This window comes from Arhodomonas sp. AD133, from assembly GCF_051195215.1.
Taxonomy (GTDB): Bacteria; Pseudomonadota; Gammaproteobacteria; order Nitrococcales; family Nitrococcaceae; genus Arhodomonas.
In genome coordinates this window covers 201731-223069 of the sequence record NZ_JBNAZM010000002.1, presented here as the reverse complement: position 1 = coordinate 223069, position 21339 = coordinate 201731, and the positions used below count along the sequence as shown (strand labels likewise).

Sequence of the window (21339 nt, the reverse complement as noted above, 5' to 3'; positions counted from 1 at the left end):
GCCGGCCTCGAGCAGACGCTGCGCGACTACAACCGACTCTACAACCACCATATTCCGCAGCGCGTGCTGCATCACCGAACGCCGGTGCAGACCCTCAAGGCATGGCAACGGGATCGACCCGAGTTATTTCGAAAATTGGTATACGATCACCCGAGTCTCGACAGCTGAATTTCCTATCCTTTTTGGTTGGATCTCCTAATACTTAACTCATTTCGTTAGTATAATAGAAGCGGATTCAAGCATAGGCAGGGGCTCCGGTGAATTTGGATCAACCCGCCGCGCAGGTTCCGCGAAGTATTCTCGATCGGCTCGAAGGGGAGCAAACGCTCGGCCCCGGCGGAAAACGCTGCCTGTCGGAACTGCGGGACATCCTGCCATTATGCGAGACGCCGGACGATCTGCTGATGTGGGGGGCGGTGGCCTTGGCCCTGGTCTCGGCGGCCGAGGGCAATCACGGCGTCGGCGCCGTCGTCGCCTGCGGCGGCGAGCCGATCGCCGAGGGTCGGAACCAGGCCTTCGTGCCCCGCTGGCGCACGGCGTGGCACGCGGAATCGGTCGCGCTCGACGTGCTCGAATCGCTGACCGGAATGCCGCCGGCGGTGGACCTCACGCTCTACACCTCGCTGGAATGCTGTCCAATGTGCACCGTCCGCCTGATCAACAGCGGCATTGGACGCGTAGTCTATGCGGCCAAGGACGACGCTTGCGGGGCGCTGGGCAATTTCGACCGCATGCCGCCGGGCTATGTGCGGATGGCGAGCGATCGCAAGCGGCCGCTCAAAATCGAGGCCTGCGGGAGTGCGTCCCCACTGGGCAGGCTTGCCGCCGATGTCTTCGCTTTGAATGCCGAGGTTCTGGACGCACTCACACTTGATCGAACAAAGGAACGGTGCTGTTCATGACGGGTCTGACCGATTTGCTGAAGCAGTATTACCTGACCTACGGGCCGCCGAAACCCATGAATTCTGGAAATGGCAGCTTGGAGTGGCCTCATTTCTTCCTGCACCGGAACTTCCTGGGCGAGCAGGATTTGGCGATTTTGTTCTATACAAAACGGTGCCGGTACCAGTGCGCGTTCTGCGCACTGCCGCTAAAATCCCCGCAGACCTACATCGACGGCGCGTCGATCAAGACGCAGTTCATGAACGTAATGGAGGAAATGAAGAACTCCATCGGGTCCTTCGAGCGGTTAACCATCGCGAACGAGGGCTCGGTCTTCGACGAGACGACGTTCTGCCCCGACACGCTCGACGAAATCTGCACGTCCGTCTCGGTTGTTCCGAACATTCGAAAGATTGTTATCGAAACGCGCCTCGAGTTCGCCAAGGCGGAACGGCTGCGAGCCCTGGCCCGGATGAGCGGAAAGACTCTCGATATCCTGACCGGCTTCGAGACGCTTGACGAGCGTCTGCGCGACGACGTCCTGCGCAAGCGGGAGCCGCTGTCGGTCTTCACCGACGGGCTTGACGAGGTCGCCGCGGCGGGTGGCGAACTGACAACCTACGTGCTCTACAAACCCGACCCGGCCATGACCGACGGCGAGGCGGCCGAGGAGGCCGAGCGCAGCGTCGATTACGTCCGCGATCACTGCGCCGCCCGCGGCATTTCGCTGACCATACGTCTAAACCCGATGTATGTCGCGCGCGGCACCCCCTGGGCCCGGCGAGCCAAGGCCTTGGGCGGCTACGTGCCGCCGAGCCTCGCCGACGTGATCGCGCTTGCCAGGCGCAAGAGGGAAGAGGGGATGAAGATCTACCTCGGCCTCACCTCCGAGGACCTCTCGGCGCCGGAGGACACCTATCGCGGCCGGGAGGACTTCACGAAGAACCAGCTCAAACAGGGTATCCTGATGAATCTGAAACGTCCTGAATCGGGAACCCTGTCCGCATGAAGATCCTAGCGATGAAGCCGGGCCACGACGGCAACGTCGCCCTGGTCGAGGATGGGGTCCTGCGCTGGCAGCTCGAAGCGGAAAAGGACAGCTTTCCGCGTTACGAGCAAATTACGCCCGATCTCTTCATGCGCGCCGGGCGCTATATGGAAACCGTGCCCGACGTCTTTGCCCTCAGCGGGTGGGTCAAGGGCTGGCACTCGGTCGAGCCGGTCGTGAACGGCGGCTACTACGGCTGGGGCGACGGGCACAAGTCGTGCGAGACCATCCGCTTCATGGGACAGGAGGCGACGCTCTTTAGCTCGACGCACGAGCGATCGCACCTGTTCTGCAGCTACGGTCTCTCGCCCTTTCCACAGGGGCAGCCGTGCTATGCGCTGGTCTGGGAGGGTAATCTCGGCTGCTTCTACCGGATCGGCGCGAACCTGGAGATCGAGCGGCTGGGCTGGCCGCTGGTCGATCCAGGGAACAAGTACGGTCAGCTTTTCGGCATCGCCGATCCCGATTTCCCCAGCATCAAGGGCCATTTCCGCTTCTCCAACGCCGGCAAGCTGATGGCGCTGGCGGCGTTCGCCAAGTTCACCCCGCTCGATCACGACGGCACGCAGCTAATCGAGCAGATCCTGGCGTCGGACGGTCTGGTCAGGAAGATCGAGAAGGCGCAGTTCGCCTGGTCGCGCTATCACAACATCGGTGTCACGCATCCGGATTTCCAAGAGCTGGCGGGCCATTTCTCGAACCGGGTCTTCGACATCTTCTATGAATTTGCGCGGGCAAATCTGACCGAAGGGCTACCGCTTCTGATCAGCGGTGGCTGTGGCCTGAATTGTGAGTGGAACTCCCGTTGGGCACGGTCGGGCCTGTTCGATGCCGTCTTCGTCCCGCCGTGCACGAACGACACCGGCGCGGCCATCGGAACCGCGGTCGAGGCCCAGCATCACCTGACCGGCAACGCCAAGTTGCATGACTGGTCCGTGTTCTGCGGCGAGGCCTTCCTCGATGACGATCCTGTCAATCCGGCGCAGTTTTCCGCCGGTCCCGTCGATCTCGACGAGATCGCGGCGCGCCTGGAGGCGGGCGAGATCATCGCCTGGGCCGAGGGGCGCTATGAAATGGGCCCACGGGCGCTTGGCAATCGCTCGATCCTAGCGGAACCGTTCAGCGAGGCAACCCGCCAGCGTCTGAACGCCATCAAGAAGCGAGAGGACTATCGTCCGGTTGCCGCGATTTGCCTGTTAGACGGGGCCGAGCGCTGGTTCGACGGCGAATTGCCGGGACCGCACATGCTGTACTTCTACCGCGTCAAGGATGATCGCCTGAAAGCAGTGACCCACGTGGACGGCAGTTGCCGCGTGCAGACGGTCACGGCTGCCCAGAACCCACAGATTGCCGCCCTCCTGCGTGCCTTCGAGCGGCGCACAGGAAGCGCGGTGCTCTGCAACACCTCCCTCAATTTCAGCGAACGGGGGTTCATCAACCGCAGGTCCGAACTGGCCAGCTTCTGCTGGGAGCAAGGGCTGGACGGCTTCGTGGCGAACGGCATCCACTATGCGCGCCGGGCCCACGCCTGACGCCGGGACCAAGGACCTCGAAGCGACCGCGACCCCGGTCGGGGGCACGGTCACCGAACAGGCCCTCCGCCTTGCCCGCAGCCATTCGGACGATATTGCCCTGATCGACGGACAGGGGCCCATGACCCGCCGAGAGGTGATCGCGGCTGCGACCGCCGTCGCCCACCGTATAATGGCCAGCCCCGCTTACGGGGCGGGCGCTCACGTCGGCCTGATACTGCCGCACGACCGGCGGATGCCCGTGGCTATGCTCGCCGCCGGACTCGCCCGGGTTGCCTTCGTCCCAATTGATCGCGCGTGGCCCGAGGCCCGCCGACGCTATGTGCTGGGCGATGCCGGGTGCCGGATCGTGTTGTGCGCCGAGGGCGACACGCCAGCGGAGAGCGATGCCGAGGCGGTCGTTCTCGACGACATGATCGGCAGAGACATGACCGGCAGGGCAACCGCGTGGCCCGTCGATGTCATGCCGGCCCCCCGGGACAGCGCCTACATCGTCTACACCTCGGGGTCGACCGGCCAGCCGAAAGGGGTCGAAATAGGGCACGCGGCCCTGAGTCATCTGCTCGAGGCCGTCCGCCCCATCCTCTACGACGGCGTGCCGCACGGGTTCCGCGAGGCGATCTCGGCGCCGTTCGTCTTCGACGTGACCGTGCAGCAGGTCTTCTCGGGGCTGGTCGATCGGAACACGCTGGTGATCGTCTCTGACGCCGCACGACGGGATCCGACCGTATTCGTCGAGCTGATCCGCCGGCACCGCGTCCAGTTGGTGAACGTCGTCGCCTCGCAACTCGATCTGCTGATCGAGGCTGGACTTGGCACGGACGACACCCCGGTCGAGCGCCTGGTAACCGGCGGCGAGCAAGTCCCCATCGCATTGCTGAAGCGGATCTTCGAAACGCCCGGCCTGCGCGACGCGCGGATTTACAACATGTACGGACCGACCGAGAACTGTGTCGATTCGACCTGTTTCCAAGTCACTGCGGACACGGTATCCGGTCTCGACTACGTCCCGATCGGCGCGCCGCTGCAAGGTGTCGGCGCATACGTCCTGGACGAGGACGGCGTACCGGTGCCCGATGGCGAGACCGGAGAGCTTTGTTTATCGGGCAAGCTGCTGGCGAAAGGCTATTTCGGGCGTCCGGAACTCACCGACGCCGCCTTCGTGACCGGGCTGGACGGAACGCGCATCTACCGGACCGGAGATCTCGGCCGCCGTCGCGCTGACGGTCACCTGGAGTTTCGGGGGCGGACAGACGATCAGGTCAAGATCGCCGGCCAGCGAGTGCAACTGTCCGAGATCGAGCACCAACTCGGCGGTGCCCCGGGGGTTCGCCAGGCGGCCGTGGCCTATCGGCCTCGCGAAATCGGGGGCGAACTGCTCGGCTTCGTGTCGGGCAACGCGAACGCCGAGACGCTCCGCGCATGGCTGCGCGGACGGCTACCAGCCCACCAGATCCCGCACCGTATCGTTCACTGGGACGGCCCGTTTCCCACCACACACAACGGCAAGATCGACCACGACAGTCTGATCGCGCATGCGGCCCCGGCGGCGGGTTCCGCGTCACAGACAGACCCGTCCGAAGACGACAGCACGCGACTTGTCCGGGAAATATGGACTGAAGTCCTTGGTCATCCGCCGGCGGCAGACGCACGCTTTCTCTCCGAAGGCGCTGACAGCATCGCGGCGATCCGCCTGATCTCGCGCCTGCGCACGCAAGGGCACGATCTCGATACATCTGCGCTGATGGGCGACCCGACACCGGCGGACATCGCGGCGGCCCTTCGCCCCTTTACGGCGGGGGAGGAGCGCGGATCCGACCGCTCGACAGGCCCGGCCACGCACGCCCAGTCCCGCATGTGGTTCTCGGCCTTGCTCGCCCCGTCAGGCGCGTACAATGTGCCGCTGTATCGCCATCTGGGACCGCAGTTCGACCCGGACCGCTTCGAGACCGTGGTGGCCCGACTGGCCGCCCGTCATCCTGGCCTGCGCACGTCGTTCGCCGCGACCGATGACGGTCTGGTCCAGACGGTGTCCGCCGAAGCCTTGGTGGCGGTCGAGCGGCTGAACGCCGAGAGCCCGACCGGGGCGCGCGAGCTGGCTGACCAGTTCGCCCGGCCCCGGCTCGAGGCCGAAGCGGTCCCGCCCTGGCGGCTCGCCCTGATTGCGGCCCCGGACGGCTGGCACCTGATCTGGGTGCTCCATCACGCCCTGATCGACGGCTGGGCGGTCATGCGGCTGCTGGACGAGGCCAATCGGCTCTACCACGACCTCGACGCCCCGCTCGCCCCCCCCGGGCCGTCCCTGATCGATCACGCGCTTGCCGAGCAAGCCGCAGAGCTGTCGCAAAGCCTAGCTTTCTGGCGCGACTATCTTGCGCCCCCACCGCCGGCGCTGCCCTACCCGCAGACGGGCCGGCAGGGTGCTGGACTGGAGACAACGCTCCTGGACGCCGATACCGCGGCGGCGGTGGCGGCCTCCGCCCGTACTTGCGGGGTGACCCAGGCGGCGGTCGTTCTCGGGTGTCTGGCAGCCGTCGTCGCGAGGGCGACAGGCGAGGGCGATCTTTGTATCGGCCTGGGTTTCGCGAACCGACGGGATGCCGCGCTCGACCGAGTGGTCGGCTGTTTCGTAAACACGATGCCCTTGCGCCTGACGGTCGACGAGCGCTGCGAGTTGCCGGGCCTGTTCCACGAGGCCGCCAGGCAGATCGCGGTCGCGGCCGACCATCAGCACTGCCCGCTCGACGAGATCGTCAAGAACACGGGCCACGCCGGGCCGCCGTTCGAGGTCGTGCTGGCCTTTCAGAACTTCGAGGAACTGGAGGTCTGCGAAACGCCGATTCCCGTGAGCTTGGGCCAGAGTCTCGGCGAGTTCGACTATACGCTGGGAACGGCCCAGTTCGCCGCCACGCTCTACGTCTACCGGAACGCCAAGGGCATGGCGTTCCAGCTTTCCTACGACCGTGCGCGGCTGTCGCGGCGGGTGGCGCAAGCATGGCTCGGGGGGCTGGTGGATCTGGCACGGGCCGGCGCCGCGGGTTGTGTAGAGCGCCTTGCCCTGGATCTGCCCGGGTCCCGCTCCCCGGGGCCCCCCACCACGACCGACAGCGCCACCAGCGTCGACGTGAAATTCCGGACGCAGGCGCTCGACCGGCCCGACGCCGTCGCGGTCGAGCACGCTGGGGAGCGGCTCAGCTACCGGGCCCTCGACGAGACGTCGAACGCCATCGCCGGCGTCCTGGCGGAAGATCTGCCGCGCAGCAGCGACGTCGCGGTCCTCGCCGATCGGTCGATCCCGCAGATGGCCGCCATGCTCGGCGTGCTCCGGGCAGGCCATTGCTACGTGCCGCTCCATCCCGGCCTGCCCGAGAGCCATCTCGCCCAGGTGATGCGCCAGACCGGAGCGCGGGCGCTGTTGTACGATGCGGGATACAGGCGGCTCGCCGAGCGCCTGGCCTGGGGCGAGTCGTCGACCAGGATGACCCTTTTGCTCGACCGCGGCCGCGGCGCCGCCCCCGGCCCACGAATGTCCGGGGAGCTGTGGGACCAGGTGGCGCGAACCGCGACGGACGCCATCGCCGCAGGCGGCTGGCGCGATCCCGCCGACGGCTCGGTCCTCAGCGCCGAGGTGATGGAGGCCTATGCCGCAAACGTCCGTGGTAAGCTCGCGTTTGCGCTCGGCCCCGAAACCCGCGTGCTGGAAGTCGGCTGTGGCTCGGGACTAAGTATGGCGGCGATCGCGCCGCATGTCGGGCATTATACCGCAACGGACCTCTCCGGTGAGATGCTGGCGTGGTGCCGGCGCGCCTGCGATGCCGCGGGCTGGGACCACGTCATCTGCGTCCAGCGCGCGGCCGAGGAGGCCGTCAAGACCGGCGGGCCGTACGACGTCGTCATCCTCAACAGCGTGATCCAGAGTTTGCCATCGCTCGACTACTTGAGCCGGCTGCTCCGGGCTGTGACCGCCAACGTCCACGACGGCGGGACGATTTTCCTGGGACACCTGTGGGACCCGGAGCGGCGCGGCATGGACGCCGATCCCCATGCGCTCTATGTCGCGCGCAGCTTCGTGACGGATTTGCCAGGGGTCGTTTCCGGCCTCGCAAGCGTCGAGTTGTCGGAGATCGACGCGCCCTCGGAGAACGCGCTTACCCGCACCGGATTCGACGCGGTCCTGCGGGTCGACCACAGGCGCGCGGCCTGCCGGGCGCCCCGGGTGCGCGAGATCGATGCCGACACGCTCCAGCCGCCGGCCACAGCGGTCCATCGGGCGCGGCCGGACGACGCTGCCTATGCCATCTTCACCTCGGGCTCCACCGGGCAGCCCAAGGGGGTTCGCATCCGGCATCGGGCGCTGGCGAACCTGTGCTCCTGGTTCGCCGGCTTCTGCGAGATGACCGACGAGGATCGCGTGCTGTCGATCATTGCCAGCTCCTTCGACGCTTCGCTCAAGAACGCCCTTACGCCTCTGACCCGTGGCGCCCGGGTCGTCCTGTTCCCCGAGGGCCCTTACGATCCGGACGCCCTGGCCGCGTGCATCGCGGACAGCCGCGCCACCGTGCTGAACCCCGGAACGCCCGGGCAGGTGCTGCCGGCGATCCGCGCCGTCGCACGGCAGGGTTACGCGCCCCTTCAGTCGCTGCGGGTGCTGGCGCTGGGCGGTGAGGCGCCCTCTCCGGCTGATTTCCGGGACTGGCTGCGCAGCGATGCCTGCGGGCTGAAGTGGTTCGGCAACGTCTATGGCCCGACCGAATGCGCGGACATCAGCGCCGCACACCGCTGGCGGCCGGCCGAGATCGCGGATGCGACACGCCTGCCGATCGGGCGCCCGCTGCCCGGCGTGACCTGCCGGGTGATCGACGAGCATGGTCGCCCGGTGCCCGAAGGCGGTGTCGGCGAGTTGGAAATTGCCGGGATCGGCGTGGCGGCGGGATACATCGATCACCCACGGCAGACCGCCGAGCGGTTCGCGACGCTCGACGGGACGCGCCGCTACAGGTCCGGTGACCTCGCCGCCGTCGGCGCGGACGGCCTGATCTGGATGCGCGGTCGCCGCGACGACGAGGTCAAGCTGCGTGGCCAACGGGTGATCCCGGGTGAGGTGGAGCGTTTGGTGCAGCGGGAGCCAGGCGTCCTGGAGGCGGTGGCGGTAGTTCGGGACGGGGCCCTCCGTCTCGCCGTGGCGGGCAAGGTCGATCCCGACCGACTGCGCGAGCGGCTCGCGAGCAAGCTGCCGGCGGCCGTGGTGCCCAGCACCGTCCTGCTGCTCGACCGGCTGCCGCGGACGGCCCATGGCAAGATCGACCGTCAGGCGGTTGTGGCGGCAGGGATCGCGCCGCGGAGCCGAAGCGTGCCCCTCAGCCCGGATGAGGCCACGGTGCATCGCGCCTGGACCCATGTCCTGGGCGAGGTCCCGCGCGATCCTACCCTCGGATTCACGGCGGCGGGCGGCCACAGCCTTGCCCTGGTCCAGGTAGCCGAGGCGTTGCGGCAGCAGGTCGGGCAGGCGCCGCCGCTCGCGCGGCTCGTGCGTGCAGAGACACTCGCCGAGCAGGCCATGCTGCTGGGCAAGGTTCAGGAGGTGGCCGGGATCGGCCCTCCGTGCACTGTATTCGGCGATCCGGCAGATCCGCCGGTTTTTGCCTTCCCCCCAATTTCCGGGCTCGGCCTGTTCTTTGCCGAACTCGGGTACCGGTTGGACGGCGTCGCACTCTACGCCTTCGACTTCGCGCCCAGCCCCGATCCGGTGGGCGCCTACGCGGAGGCCATCGTGCAAACACATGCGGCCCCGGTCACGCTACTCGGCATGTCGGCAGGAGGCAATCTCGCTTTCGCGCTCGCCCGACGCCTTGCGACCTTGGGTAGCGGGGTCGAGAGGCTGGTCCTGGTCGACAGCGTACCGCGGTGCGAGCCCATCAACGCGGCGCTCGCGCTGGACTGGGGATACCGGGCGCTCGGCCCGCTGTCGCGGGAGCACAGTCATCGCGAGCGGCTGGAGGCCTATGTCGCGTATCACGCGGCGGGCCTGGAGGAGGGCGTGCTTGCGGTACCGATCGAGATCGTGCTGTCCGAGGACATGCAGGCCGACCCCAGCGCTGCCTGGCGGGCGCACACCCGCGGGACGGTCCGCACACATCGGGTATCCGGAACCCACCACGATGTCCTGTCGGCGTACCGTCTCGACAAGAACCTGGCCGTCCTGCAAACCGCGCTCGGGCGCTCATGACCTCGGAAGAGCTCCCGCCACCGAGGTTGCGGATCGGCGCGACACTGCGGACCGCCGATGGCCGCGAACTGCAGCCAGTGCGCTGGCGCTCGGCGCTGCAGAAGGAACTGACGCTTGCGACCGAGGATCCGTCATACGCGGATGCCCTGGCCGCGCTGGCGCATGAGGTCTTGGGCGCAGAGCCGGAGGGTGCGGTGGCGGACCGGCTCGTCGCGCTGGCTGCCTACCTGCCGGTGATCGACCCGATCGCGCCCGCGTTGTTCGGCGAAACGGCCTCATGCGACCCACGCATCCGGGATCTATGCGCCGGGCTGTCGCGGGTCACCTACACCCGCCCCCCAACGGCAGCGTCCGGGCCAGTCGCTGTGATCCATTCCGACCATGGCGGAGGAACCCGCACCGCCGCCCAGGCGTTGGTCGCCGCGCTCGGGGAACTGGGGCAGGCGGCGCAGGCGGTTGACGTCTCCGCCGTGCCGGGGCGGGTAGACCCGCTGCGGGTGGCGTTCGGCGTCGGCGAGCACGTGCTGTGGAATAAGCTGGTCGCCGACCGCGGCGACCCCGACGCGCTGCAGGCTTACACGCAACACCTTCCCCGGATAAGCGATTTCGTGCCCGGCAATACCCTCGCGGCGCTGCGCGCATTCCTGGCGCCGATGCGGCCCAGGGTGATCGTCTCCTGCGTGTCGGGTTACCCCAAGCTCGTGCAACTAGCCCAGCTCGGCGTACCGGTCGTGATTTGCCACACCGACTTCCAGCTCAACCCGAAGCTCATCGGCCGCCAGATCCATCCGTATTTCGCGACGTCCTTCGCGAACGGCCTGTCCTTACTGGACCGTGCGTCACCCCGGCGACTGGCCGTCTGGCTCGCCAGCCGCGACCCCGAGGCCGAGGCCGCGCTGTCCCCGGCGGCCCGGGCGCTGGTCCGGGTCGTGGGGCACCCGGCGGCGCGCGTTTCGAAAACCCCGCCTGAACAGATCAGAGGCGCACTGGGCCTGCACCCGGGGGAGCGGCTGATTCTGGTCGGCATGGGCCTGGACGGCAGCGGCGTCGGGGCGGACGCGCTGTGCGAGGCGGTTCGGCGGCTGGCGGCGCGCCTGACGGCGTCGGCGCTGATCCTGGTGGTGACCGGGCGGGCCAGCCGCGGGCATCGGCTGTTTCGTGACCTGGAGAGCCCGGTGCACCCGGTGCGAATCCGGGTTGTGAGCCGGCTGACGCCGGGCGCCTGGCGGGACGCCCTGGTTCTCTGCAGCGGCCGGGACGCGCACCCTGGTCTTTGCATTGCAAAGCCCGGTGGCGCCACTATCGCCGAGGTGATGGCGGCCGGCGCCCGGATGCTCGGCGTCGGCGGTTTCACCTGGGAGCGGGTCAATCTCGACCATGCGATCGCCGCCGGCGTCGCGGCCGCCGCATCACCCGAGGAGTTGCCGGAGGCGGCGCTGGCCCTCCTGGATCGCCCACCGCCGCCGGTGCCGCCGCCGCCGGACTGGCCGGCACGGATAGCCGAGGCCCTGCACGACCTGAACGTCACGCCGGAAGCCGGCCAGGGCACGGCTAATTTGTTCTCATGAGGCGTTTCCGGCCGCGGGCTGGTGGCCGCCTTTGTTGATCCATACAGTGACCACGGCGATACCGCGAGGGAGGCGGTTGGATTTCCTATCCTTTCCACCTTCGGCGGTTACGCTTACGACGGCCTCATGCTGTACACGGAAGCGGTGAAGGCCGTCGGCACCACCGATCGTGCGGCAGTGCGCGACGCCATGGAGGCCATCGATGGCTACGTGGGCGTCACCGGCATCTTCCGCCTGAGCCCCGACGATCACATGGGCCTCGACCGCGAGACCGCTTTCCGCATGGCCGAAATCCGCGCCGGCGACTGGCATTTGCTCAACTGACGGCACGGTGGGGCGGGAAGGTCGAAGGAGACTAACCACAAAGACACAAAGGTCACCAAGGGTCACAAAGGACAGAAGCGTCCCAGCGAAGCCGTTTCTGCTTTCCCGCTTATCTGTATTCCTTTGTGTTCCTGGCGTCTTGGTGGTTAGCCTTCCTTCGCCCACCTCCACGGCGAATCGGCAACGGCGCCGGCGTGGCCCGCTACTTCGGCGATCCGAGCAGGCCCGCTTCGGTAAGTTTTTCCACCAGCGCGGCGCGTGCAGGAATCGGGCGTTCGATGACATTCTCGCGCAGGCGCCCTACTTCCTTCGCGTCATAAGGCGCGAAATCCCGGGGCATTGTCTCCGCGGCGAACGTCTCCAGGCTCCAGTTCAGGACACGCGCGAGCGCGGCGTCGCTCAAGGGGGACTGCGCGGCGCCCGGCACTCGCGCGAGATACGCCCGGCCCTCAGGCAACTTGACCATGTGACCGATGATGCCGCGCATGTCGGGCACTTCCGGCGCCATTCCCGATCCATCGGGCAAGTGACAGCCGCCGCATTCGAGCGCGTAGTCCGCGCGCGGGCCGGCCCACGCGACGCCGGTCATGACACTCACGGCAACCGCCACTAGATAGTGCGTGCGTTGTCTCATCGCTTCAGCCCCTCCGCCGCCAGGCGGTCCGTAACAGTTCGACGCGTTCGGTGCACCGCATTCGCGGTCAGGCTGTCGTCGGCGAGCGTGGCGACCTGCTCGCGGGTGATCGCCCCGGCTGCCTCCGCGCTGCCGTCATTGAAGCGCGTGAGCACGTAGCGCAGCACTGCCGCGATCTCGGCCGCGTCGAGATCGCCGCCGAAGGCCGGCATGTTGCTGGCGTATGCCTGGCCGCCCACGTCGATGCGACCGACCAGCCCGTTGGTGACCACATTCACCAGGTAGGCGTCACCACCGTCCACCGCCAGGAAATGGCCGAGCGTCTCGCGCAACGGCGGGATGAACCCCGACGCACCGCTAGCATCGGCCTGGTGGCAGGCGGCGCAGCGCTGCGCGAACAGCGCTTTGCCATCGGCCGCCGCGGCAGGAACAGCCGTCCCCACCGCGGCCACCAGCCCCAGGGCCGCGAGCGGCCTACTCATCGGCCACCCCGACGACCACGGCGGTGGAGCAGTGATAGGCCATGCTCTTGGCTGCCAGGCACCAGTTCGTGTCGTTGTCGCGGCGGATGTCGTAGGTCGGCGTCTCGCCCTCATTGCGGGTGCACACGCAGCGGTTGCAACTCCCCTGACCACAGCAGTCGTTGTAGGAAATGATGTAGTTCCGGTCGTCACCGGGATTGCGGCAGGTACCCACCCAGGTGATGGGGCTCGGCTCCGAGCCCGGCGGGCAGGTGCTCGCCGAGCCGCCACAGCAGGCGCACAGGAAACCGTCCACCCCGCAGTAGCGCCAGTAGTCGCAGGACGTGGGATCGCCCGGATCGCCGGCATTGCCGTCGCCGTTGGTAGCCGCGGCAATGCGGTCGACAGGCAGCAGCGGCAACGCCGCCCCGCCCACCAGCACCGTGCCCATCCGGCGCAGGAAGCTTCGCCGCGAACCGCGATGCACGGTGGTGCGGGCGTACTTCTCGAACAGCTCGTCCATCCACTTCATTGCGTTCCCCTCCTCAAGCCTCAAACCTTGTGCAGGCGCACGCCGCCCTTGTTCTCGTCGCCAGCCGAATCGCCACCCGCCTCGCGCTGGCGCTCGAGCCAGGCCTGGATCGACGGCAGCCTGAGCTCCATGGCGTGGAACAGGCTCTCCAGGTGCTCACGGGAGTTCACCAGCCCCTTGGCGCCGATGGTGCCCTCGCCGTCGATAATCACCGCGTAGGGGAGCTTGCCGATCTGGTAACTCATACCCAGCTCGCTGGATAGCAGGTACGGGTAGTCCGCCAGGCCCTCGCGGTGGACGAGCGCGCGGTGCGCGGCCTCGTCGCCGTCGCTGGCGAACACCACACGCAGCCAGTCGGCCTCCTGCCGTCCCATGACGCGCAGCATGGGCAACAGGCTCTTGCACACCGGGCAATCCGACGACAGGAAGAACACCAGCGTGCTGCGGCCGTCCGCCTGGATACCGCCGATCTTCACGGGCTCGCCCCGGAGGTCGCGGGATTCGTGCATGGGCGCGCGCTCGCCCACCTTCGGTCCCTTGTCGATCATGAGCGCGCCGGCGGGTCCGAGACGCTCGTGGAGCACGCCGATCTGGCGCACCAGCGCCATGAGCAGGACGCCAAGGGCGATCACCGCCAGCCAAAGCGCCACATTCGAGACGATCAATGCGTTAGTCATGGTTCCTCCTCAGGGCGGCCGCCTGCGGCGCCAGCCCGATCACCACGTTGGAGACGACGAACAACAGCACGGCGACCACCACACCCGCACCCAGGGTCACGTAGTCGAGTGGATTCAGCGCACGCGACGCCGGCGGCAGGGCCGCAATTGCCGTCAGCACGATCAGCACCAGGTTGCGCGGGACGAGCCAGCCGGACAGCGGCTGCCCCTGGGCCGGCCCGAAGCAACCGCAGTCGATGTCGCGCCGCCCGCGGGCCAGGTTCACGGCGATGGCGAGCGTGAACACGGCGAGCAACACGCCGGCGAGCGTGGCGCCGGCAACGCGCGTCGGCTCGAACACCACTGCCGCCGCAGCGACCGACTCGGCGAGGGGTATGGCCCAGGCGAGCGGGCGCACCAGCACATCGGCGACCAGGTCATAGTCGCGCACGCTGCGCTGGAATGCGGCACGGTCGCGCAGTTTGTAAACCGCGGCGGCGAGCAGCAGCACGGCCACCACACCGCGCGCGATACCACTGAACACGGGATCGATCATGGTCTCGCCCTCACGGCCGGCGCATCAGAAACGGCGTGTCGCCGATGCCCTCGAAGGTGCGCAGGTACTCGCCGGAGCCGGCGTCATAGACGTCCACCGCGAAATCCGCGCGAATGGCGAACATCAGTGGCTCGTCGTCGGCGGTGACGAGCAGCGATATCGCCGGATTCTCGAGCGCCCAGCGCGCGGTGCGCTCGCCGGCGTCGGCGTCGTAGACCCACACCTCGGTGCCCGGGTCCTTGTGGGTACCGGCCCCGCCCTGGTGCATCAGCGTGAACAGCCGCCCCGTGGGGCTGTGCGCGGCCTCCAGCATCCAGCCGCCCGGCCGCCAGTTCTCCGCACGCTCGGCCTCGCTGGCGAGCTGCCAGGTCTCGCCCATGCTCGCCTCGCCGTTCGACCAGTTGACCGGATGCACGGTCCCGGTGAAGGAGACGAAGTACAGCGTCTCGCCCACGTAGACCGGCTTCTCGTAGATCTGGGCGCTGTCCGGATCGAACAGTGCCTGGCGGCTGCGCACCACTTCCCGGCCCTCGCCGTCATAGCTGACCGTCATGAATGCCCCGTCGGCGCAGAGTGTGCCGAAGTGCCGCCCCTCGGGAGCGGGATACATGAACGCGCAACCGGGCAGGGAGATCTCGCCGAGAAACTCGCGAGCCTCCAGATCGACGATGCTGACGCTGGTCGCCGGCGTGACATTGAACACCAGCAGGTCGTCGCCGCCATTGGCGGTGACGGTGCCCTGGGGCTGGGTGACCGAGAAATGACGCTTCTCCGGCAGATCGATCTCGTCCACCGGCTCCAGCGTACGGGCGTCGAAAACGGTGACGATGTCCTCGCGCTCGCCCCGGGTTCCCCGGGAATACCAGGTCTCGGCGGAATAGATCTCGGAGCCGTCCGGCGCAACGGCAATGCCCGGGTTGTAACCCGTGGACATCATGCCGAGGTAGGCTTCGTTGGTGGTCTCGGCATCACCGTTCAACAGAACCACTTTCGAATCGGGCATGTGGAAGAAGCTGATGTCCGTCACGTAGACCCAGTGCGGGCTTCGTTCAGGCAACGTCTCGACCACCAGCTGCTCGGGCTCGATCTGCGCGTGCGCGACGCCGGCGGTCACCGCGGCGGCCAACGCGAGCGCCTTTGACGTTCGGGTTTGCATGGACTCCTCCCCCTGGTCGGCAACAGCGGCGGCACGGACACCGCCGCCGGTGGATCGCATCAAACGCTCATGAGTACGGTCTTGGTTTCGGTATAGAGGTCGACGACTTCCCGGCCGAGCTCGCGACCGATGCCCGACTGCTTGAATCCACCCAGCGGCAACGCCGGATCGAGCACGTTGTGGCAGTTCACCCAGACGGTGCCGGCACGGATTTTCGGTATCAGCCGGTGGACCCGGGAAAGGTCGTTGGACCACACGCTGGCACCCAGGCCGTACGGAGAATCGTTGGCCAGACGGGCGGCGTCGTCCAGGTCGTCGTAGGGCATGACGGTGAGCACGGGTCCGAAGATCTCCTCGCGTACCACGCGCATCTGGTGATTGGTGTCGGCGAGAATGGTGGGCTCGACGTAATAACCCCCACCCTCGCCGGCACCGCCGCCAGCGGCGATGCGCGCACCCTGCTCGCGGCCACTGGCGATATAGTCGGTGACACGCTGCTGCTGCGCGCGCGAGACGAGCGGCCCCATCTGCGCCTCCGGATCGCGCCCGGAACCGAGACGCATGCCACGGGCGATGCCCGCGAGCCCGTCGACCACGTCGTCGTAGTGACGCTGGCTCACGTACAACCGCGATCCGGCGGTACAGACCTGTCCGTGGTTGAGGAAAATCGCCTCTGCCGCGCCCTGGGCAGCGGCCCGGGGATCCATGTCATCGAGCACGATCACCGGCGACTTGCCGCCCAGCTCCAGCGACACGCGGGTCATGTTTTCCACGGCCGCCTTGCCGATGCGCTTGCCCACCTCAGTGGAGCCGGTGAAGGCGATCTTGTCCACGCCCGGATGTCCGGAGAGCGCGGCACCGGCGGCATGCCCCTCACCGGTGACCACGTTCACCACGCCTGCCGGCGTACCCACCGACTCGATGAGCTCGGCGAATCGCAACGCGGTAAGCGGGGTTTCCTCGGCCGGCTTCAGTACCACCGTGCAGCCGGTGGCAAGCGCCGGGGCGATCTTCCACGCCGCCATAAGCAGCGGAAAGTTCCAGGGAATGATCGCCCCCACTACGCCGACCGGCTCCTTGCGCGTCCAGCCGGTGAAGGTCTGATCGGGGAGATACGGCACCGACGGGGTAACCGTCCGGCCGTCGATCTTGGTCGCCCAGCCAGCCATATAGCGCACGAAATCCACGGCCATGGTGAGATCCAGGTGCCGCGCCATGCCGACGGCCTTGCCCTGGTCCAGGCTCTCGATCTCGGCGAGCTCGTCGGCGTGAGCCTCCATCGCGTCAGCGAGCTGGAGGAGCAGACGCTCTCTGGCCACGGGGGGCATGTGCGCCCACTCGCCGTCCTCGAAGGCATCACGCGCCGCGGCGACCGCCCGATCCACGTCGCTGGCCTGCGCGGCAGGCACCGAGGCCACGGCCACGCCGGTGGCGGGGTCGAACACCTCCAAGCGAGCGCCGTCGTGAGCGTCGTGCCAGTCGCCACCGATATGCAGGCGATGATTGCGCTCCACGAATGCGCGTGTCGCCGCGCTCACGCCGTGAAATACGGATTGCTGGGCTGCCGGTTCAGTCATTGCGCGCCTCTCGTGCGTGTCTCATCAGTAGTTCCAGATGGCGATCAACTGGAAGTAGTGGTTGGTCTCGTCGCGCCCGAGCGTGTCCGCAAGCCCCTGCCCGGGCTCGAAGCGGGAATACACCGGCGAGACGAACAGACGATCGGTCACCGCGTACTCCATGAACACGTCGACCTCCTCGGCGAAATCGTCGCTGACGCCGGAAGCGGTCTCGCGGCTGGTGAAGTCGAAATACAACGCGCCCAGACGCACGCGCTCGTGGGGATGGAGATACAGCCCCACATGCTGAACGTCGGCGTTGGTGTTGAACGGTCCGGTGTAGTTGCCCGCGACCTCGCCCTGGAACCAGGTCCCGTAACCGCGGCTGAAGCCGTAGAACAGCGGGTCGTAGGCCTCGATGTCGGTGGTATCCGGATCGTCGCCGGAGAAGCGGCTGAAGCGGTAGGTGATCTTCGGTGCCAGCGGCGCGTCGGCGAACTGATATCCGCCCTCGACATACCAGGCGTGTGCGCGCACATCCGCATCGCCGCCCGCGATGCCGGGATCACCGCGCTGCATGGTCGCCTCGAAGGCGAAAGTGGTGTCGTCGAGCCCGAGACTGCCGTTGCCCCGCACGCTCAACGTGTTGAGATCCTCGCGATGCGCCTGCAGTCCGCCGAGCACTTCGTCATCCACGTCCACGACACGGAGATAAGTGGCTGCCAGCGTGCCCAGACGGTCGTTGCCGTACTCGACATTCACGCCGGCGATCTCGGTGTCGCCCTGCACCGCGTTGTCCGACGCCAGGTAGAAGACATCACCGCGCCACGGCGAAGCGGTGCTGAAGCGCGCGATGGCAGTGCGGCGAAAGGCCCGCCGGGGCGCCAGCCAGTAGGCGCCGCCCCGGTCGACGTCGTCGCCGAGCCCCGCGCCGACGTTGAGGGCATCGCCGTTGATCAGCCAGCCGTCGCCTACGGTGAAGGCCTGGCTGCCCACGGAAAAATCGACGCCATTGTCGGCCTCGCCGAACAGACCGCCGGAGCGCCAGCCGACATAGGCGTCCTCGAGGTCGAGCTCACTCTCCTCGCCGGTGGTGAATCCACCGGCATCACCGTCGCCATCGGTGGTGGAAGCGAGCAGGTTCAACGCCCCATAGACACTGGCACCGTTGCCGAGCGCCCGCTCGCCGGATATCCCGGCCTTGATGTAAGCCTCGCTCCAGTCGACCTCCTCGCGCCCGCGCCCCGAGTAGTCGTCCTGACTGGAGAAATAGCCGACGCCGATCTCCGTATCGATGCTGAACCGGGAACCGTCCGGGCCGGCATAAAGGTCGTGAGCGCCGGCATTGCCCGCAGCGACGGTCAGGGTCGCCACCGTACACTGAGCGAGCGCTCTACCCGCACCGATCGAACGCCGCATGACTCTCCTCCCGCATCGTCTTGTCGTTATCGGTTATCTACCGTAAGCGGGTGTACCGGAACGCCACTATTGCCCCGACGCAGCATTTTTGCCCCCGCATATAGCCCGAAAGTGTTAGGAGGCGGGATCGGTGTGCGCGAGCGCCGCAACAATCAGGCTCCACCAGCGAGGCGACCACTGCGCTGCACCGGATGCGGATGCGGCCTCGTGCGCCGGCGACGAACTGGTAGCATCGAGTGCACGTACGCGTTCGTGCGAGGCCGGGGGGAGTGGATAGTCATGCAGCAGCAGGCGACAGCCGCGCACACGGCCGGCACGATCCGGCAGGTCGATACGTTTGCCGGCGATCCCGCTCGGGCGGCGGCGGAGATCGACGACAAGCTGGGCAGCGCGCGCCACGCACTCATCGTTGTCTGGTCATCCGGCGACTATCCCCTCGCGGATACGAGCAGCGCGTTGGCGCAACGGCGCCCGGATGCCCGCGTCCTCGGCGCCATCGGCTCCGCCGTGCTGGGCCCCGGCGGTTATCGCAGCCACGGTATCAGCGCCACGGCGTTTCCCGGTGACGCCGACGTGGTGACGGCGTCGCTCGGCGATGTGAGCCGGCTCGATTTCGCCCAGGGGTTTCAGGCCGCCAGCTGGCTGAAGAGCGAGCTGCACCGGATCAGCGGACAATCCGCGGAGGCCGAGAACACCTTCGCGCTGCTGCTGGTCGACGGTCTCGCTCAGTGCGAGGAAAGGCTGGTGGCATCGGTTGCCCAGGGGCTGGGCACGCTGAACCTCGTGGGGGCTTCCACGGGTGACCATTTCCGCAGACTCGCTGGCCGCATCTGGTATCAGGGCCACAGCCGGGACAACACGGCGGTACTGGTACTGATTCGCCCGCGACGGGCCTTTCAGGCCTTCAGCACCCATCATTTCACCCCCGGCGAGCAGCGCCTGCTGGTCACACGCGCCGACCCGGCACGCCGAGTGGTCCTGGAGCTCAATGGCGAACCCGCCGCCCGCGCATACGCGCGGGCCATCGGCCAGCCCCCGGAAATGCTCACCCCCGCCGTTCTCGCGGCACGGCCGCTGGCCGTAAAGGTGGGTGACTCGCACTACGTGCGCTCGGTCCGCCTGGTGTCCACCGACCCGGACGAGGGCCTGGTATTCACCTGTGCCATTGATCAGGGCATCGTCCTGCGGGTAGCACATCCCGGCGACCTGATCGCCGACCTCCGCCACCGGCTCCACGCGGTGGCAACGGACCTGGGCGGCGTCGCCACGACGCTGGCGTTCGACTGCGCCCTGCGCCACCTGGAGCTCGAATCCGACGGCCTGCTGCCGGCCGCCGACGCCCTGTTGGCACGGTTCACCATCGGCGGTCTCGCCTCCTACGGCGAACAATTCGGGCGCATGCACCTCAACCAGACGTTCACAGGCATTGCATTCGCCCATGAGTGACGGTGGCGAACTGGCGCGCCTGCGCGCGGACAATGCGCGCCTCAGGCGCATGGTGAACGTGCTCATGGAGCGCGCCGAGCACGAGCAGGGGGCACGTCAGAGCGACTACGCGCTGTTCGAGACCGCCGCCGTGCTCGAGGAAACGGTCAAGGCGCGCACCGCGGAGCTGGTGGAAGCCAACCGCCGGCTGATGGACGAAATCGCCCGGCGCCGCAGCGCCGAGGACGAGCTGCAACGCGCCAAGGCACGCGCCGAGCGGGCCAGCGAAAACAAGTCCAGCTTTCTCACCGCGGTGAGCCACGACCTCCAGCAACCCCTCACCGCCGCGCGCCTGCTGCTGCAGGCGATCACCGACCGTGCGGATGACGATCACATTCTCGACCTCGCCGCAGGCGGACAGGCCACGCTGGAAACCATGGAGGCATTGCTGGGCAGCCTCATCGACATCGCCAAGCTCGACTCCGGCGTCGTCGTGCCGCAACCCGAGCACTTCCGCCTCGACCACCTCATACAGCGGCTGGGACAGGAATACCGCCTGCATGCCGAAAGCGAGGGGCTCATCTGCCGGGTACGCTGCCCGCCCGCGGTGGTATACAGCGATCCGGCGCTGGTCGAGCGCATCCTGCGCAATCTGCTCGGCAATGCCGTGCGCTACACCGCCACCGGGGGCATTCTGCTCGGTACGCGGCGCTGCGGGGCGAACTGGCATGTGGGTGTTTACGATACCGGTGTCGGCATCGCCCGCTCGGAGCAGGAACGCATCTTCCGGGGGTTCTACCAACTACCCCACAGCCGCGGTATGGGGCAGAAAGGCCTGGGCCTGGGACTGACCATCGTCCGCATGATGGCCGAGCTGCTGGCCGCGTCCATCACGCTGCGCTCGCGCCCGGGGCACGGTTCCTCCTTCGGCGTCACGCTGCCGGCAGGTGAGCCGGCACGGGCAGGCGCCGCCACGGCACGTACCGGGGCGCAGCCGCCACCGACGGAGCTGGCGTGCCACGTCTTGCTGATCGAAAACGACCCGGCAGTACGAATGGGGCTGGCCTCGATGCTCACCCAGTGGGGCGCGCGCGTGGCGGCCCGGGAGTGCCCGCCCGCGGATCCACCGGGCGACGTGGACACTGTCATCGTCGATCTGCATCTGGACGAACAGGTGGAAGATGGCCTCACGTATGCGCGCCGACTGCGGCAGTCGCATCCCCGCCTTCGGCTGGTCATGGTCACCAGCGAACGCGGCGACTGGCTCGCCACCGCCTGTCACGAGCTGAACATCGCCCTGCTGCATAAACCAGTGGATACGGCGCGCCTGCGGAGCCTGTTGCAGCGCTAGTGTCCTGTTCCAG

The 21339-nt window shown here is 67.6% G+C and carries 16 protein-coding genes and 1 pseudogene; 9 read left to right on the top strand and 8 right to left on the bottom strand.

The genetic code is table 11. The annotated features are described in order from the left end of the window. The 7 genes and pseudogenes from ACPEES_RS02495 to ACPEES_RS02465 form a co-directional block, all read left to right on the top strand. Positions 1 to 168: pseudogene (locus ACPEES_RS02495) on the top strand (IS481 family transposase); the annotation flags it as partial. An 89-nt stretch (positions 169 to 257) separates the two neighbouring features. Further along, on the top strand, positions 258 to 902 hold the full coding sequence (locus tag ACPEES_RS02490; protein ID WP_435100753.1) for a nucleoside deaminase: 645 nt from the start codon (positions 258 to 260) through the stop codon (positions 900 to 902). Further along, positions 899 to 1891: a hypothetical protein gene (locus ACPEES_RS02485; RefSeq protein ID WP_435100751.1), complete on the top strand. Its 993-nt coding sequence runs from the start codon at positions 899 to 901 to the stop codon at positions 1889 to 1891. The genes ACPEES_RS02490 and ACPEES_RS02485 overlap by 4 nt, the downstream gene beginning before the upstream one ends. After that, positions 1888 to 3462: a carbamoyltransferase C-terminal domain-containing protein gene (locus ACPEES_RS02480; protein WP_435100749.1), complete on the top strand. Its 1575-nt coding sequence runs from the start codon at positions 1888 to 1890 to the stop codon at positions 3460 to 3462. Before ACPEES_RS02485 ends, ACPEES_RS02480 begins: the two co-directional genes overlap by 4 nt. Further along, positions 3440 to 9688, top strand: coding sequence for an amino acid adenylation domain-containing protein (locus ACPEES_RS02475; protein WP_435100747.1), 6249 nt, complete (start codon positions 3440 to 3442; stop codon positions 9686 to 9688). Before ACPEES_RS02480 ends, ACPEES_RS02475 begins: the two co-directional genes overlap by 23 nt. After that, positions 9685 to 11256, top strand: coding sequence for a hypothetical protein (locus ACPEES_RS02470; RefSeq protein ID WP_435100745.1), 1572 nt, complete (start codon positions 9685 to 9687; stop codon positions 11254 to 11256). Before ACPEES_RS02475 ends, ACPEES_RS02470 begins: the two co-directional genes overlap by 4 nt. 21 nt (positions 11257 to 11277) lie before the next feature. After that, positions 11278 to 11580, top strand: a complete 303-nt coding sequence (locus tag ACPEES_RS02465) for an ABC transporter substrate-binding protein (RefSeq protein WP_435100743.1) — start codon at positions 11278 to 11280, stop codon at positions 11578 to 11580. A 202-nt stretch (positions 11581 to 11782) separates the two neighbouring features. Here the strand turns inward: ACPEES_RS02465 and ACPEES_RS02460 are convergent, their stop codons facing one another. The 8 genes from ACPEES_RS02460 to ACPEES_RS02425 are packed head-to-tail and all read right to left on the bottom strand — an operon-like array spanning position 11783 to position 18550. Next, on the bottom strand, positions 11783 to 12214 hold the full coding sequence (locus ACPEES_RS02460) for a hypothetical protein (RefSeq protein WP_435100741.1): 432 nt from the start codon (positions 12212 to 12214) through the stop codon (positions 11783 to 11785). Continuing rightward, complete coding sequence (locus ACPEES_RS02455) at positions 12211 to 12696, bottom strand: c-type cytochrome (protein ID WP_435100739.1); 486 nt, start codon at positions 12694 to 12696, stop codon at positions 12211 to 12213. Before ACPEES_RS02455 ends, ACPEES_RS02460 begins: the two co-directional genes overlap by 4 nt. Continuing rightward, positions 12689 to 13207, bottom strand: a complete 519-nt coding sequence (locus tag ACPEES_RS02450; protein WP_435100737.1) for a methylamine dehydrogenase light chain — start codon at positions 13205 to 13207, stop codon at positions 12689 to 12691. The genes ACPEES_RS02455 and ACPEES_RS02450 overlap by 8 nt, the downstream gene beginning before the upstream one ends. A 20-nt stretch (positions 13208 to 13227) precedes the next feature. Continuing rightward, positions 13228 to 13884 (bottom strand): methylamine dehydrogenase accessory protein MauD, encoded by a 657-nt coding sequence (gene mauD, locus ACPEES_RS02445; RefSeq protein ID WP_435100735.1) that lies wholly within the window; start codon positions 13882 to 13884, stop codon positions 13228 to 13230. Beyond that, the gene (locus ACPEES_RS02440; protein WP_435100733.1) at positions 13877 to 14419 is read right to left on the bottom strand and encodes a MauE/DoxX family redox-associated membrane protein; all 543 of its coding nucleotides are present in this window, start codon (positions 14417 to 14419) and stop codon (positions 13877 to 13879) included. Before ACPEES_RS02440 ends, mauD begins: the two co-directional genes overlap by 8 nt. A 10-nt stretch (positions 14420 to 14429) precedes the next feature. After that, positions 14430 to 15635, bottom strand: a complete 1206-nt coding sequence (locus tag ACPEES_RS02435) for an amine dehydrogenase large subunit (protein WP_435100731.1) — start codon at positions 15633 to 15635, stop codon at positions 14430 to 14432. After that, the gene (locus ACPEES_RS02430; protein WP_435100729.1) at positions 15635 to 17152 is read right to left on the bottom strand and encodes an aldehyde dehydrogenase family protein; all 1518 of its coding nucleotides are present in this window, start codon (positions 17150 to 17152) and stop codon (positions 15635 to 15637) included. The genes ACPEES_RS02435 and ACPEES_RS02430 overlap by 1 nt, the downstream gene beginning before the upstream one ends. 24 nt (positions 17153 to 17176) lie before the next feature. Then, positions 17177 to 18550, bottom strand: a complete 1374-nt coding sequence (locus ACPEES_RS02425) for an alginate export family protein (RefSeq protein WP_435100727.1) — start codon at positions 18548 to 18550, stop codon at positions 17177 to 17179. Positions 18551 to 18829: 279 nt separating this feature from the next. Between ACPEES_RS02425 and ACPEES_RS02420 the strand changes: the two genes are divergently transcribed. Further along, on the top strand, positions 18830 to 19996 hold the full coding sequence (locus ACPEES_RS02420; RefSeq protein ID WP_435100725.1) for an FIST N-terminal domain-containing protein: 1167 nt from the start codon (positions 18830 to 18832) through the stop codon (positions 19994 to 19996). Next, the gene (locus ACPEES_RS02415) at positions 19989 to 21326 is read left to right on the top strand and encodes a hybrid sensor histidine kinase/response regulator (protein WP_435100723.1); all 1338 of its coding nucleotides are present in this window, start codon (positions 19989 to 19991) and stop codon (positions 21324 to 21326) included. Before ACPEES_RS02420 ends, ACPEES_RS02415 begins: the two co-directional genes overlap by 8 nt. The last annotated feature ends 13 nt before the right edge of the window (positions 21327 to 21339 follow it).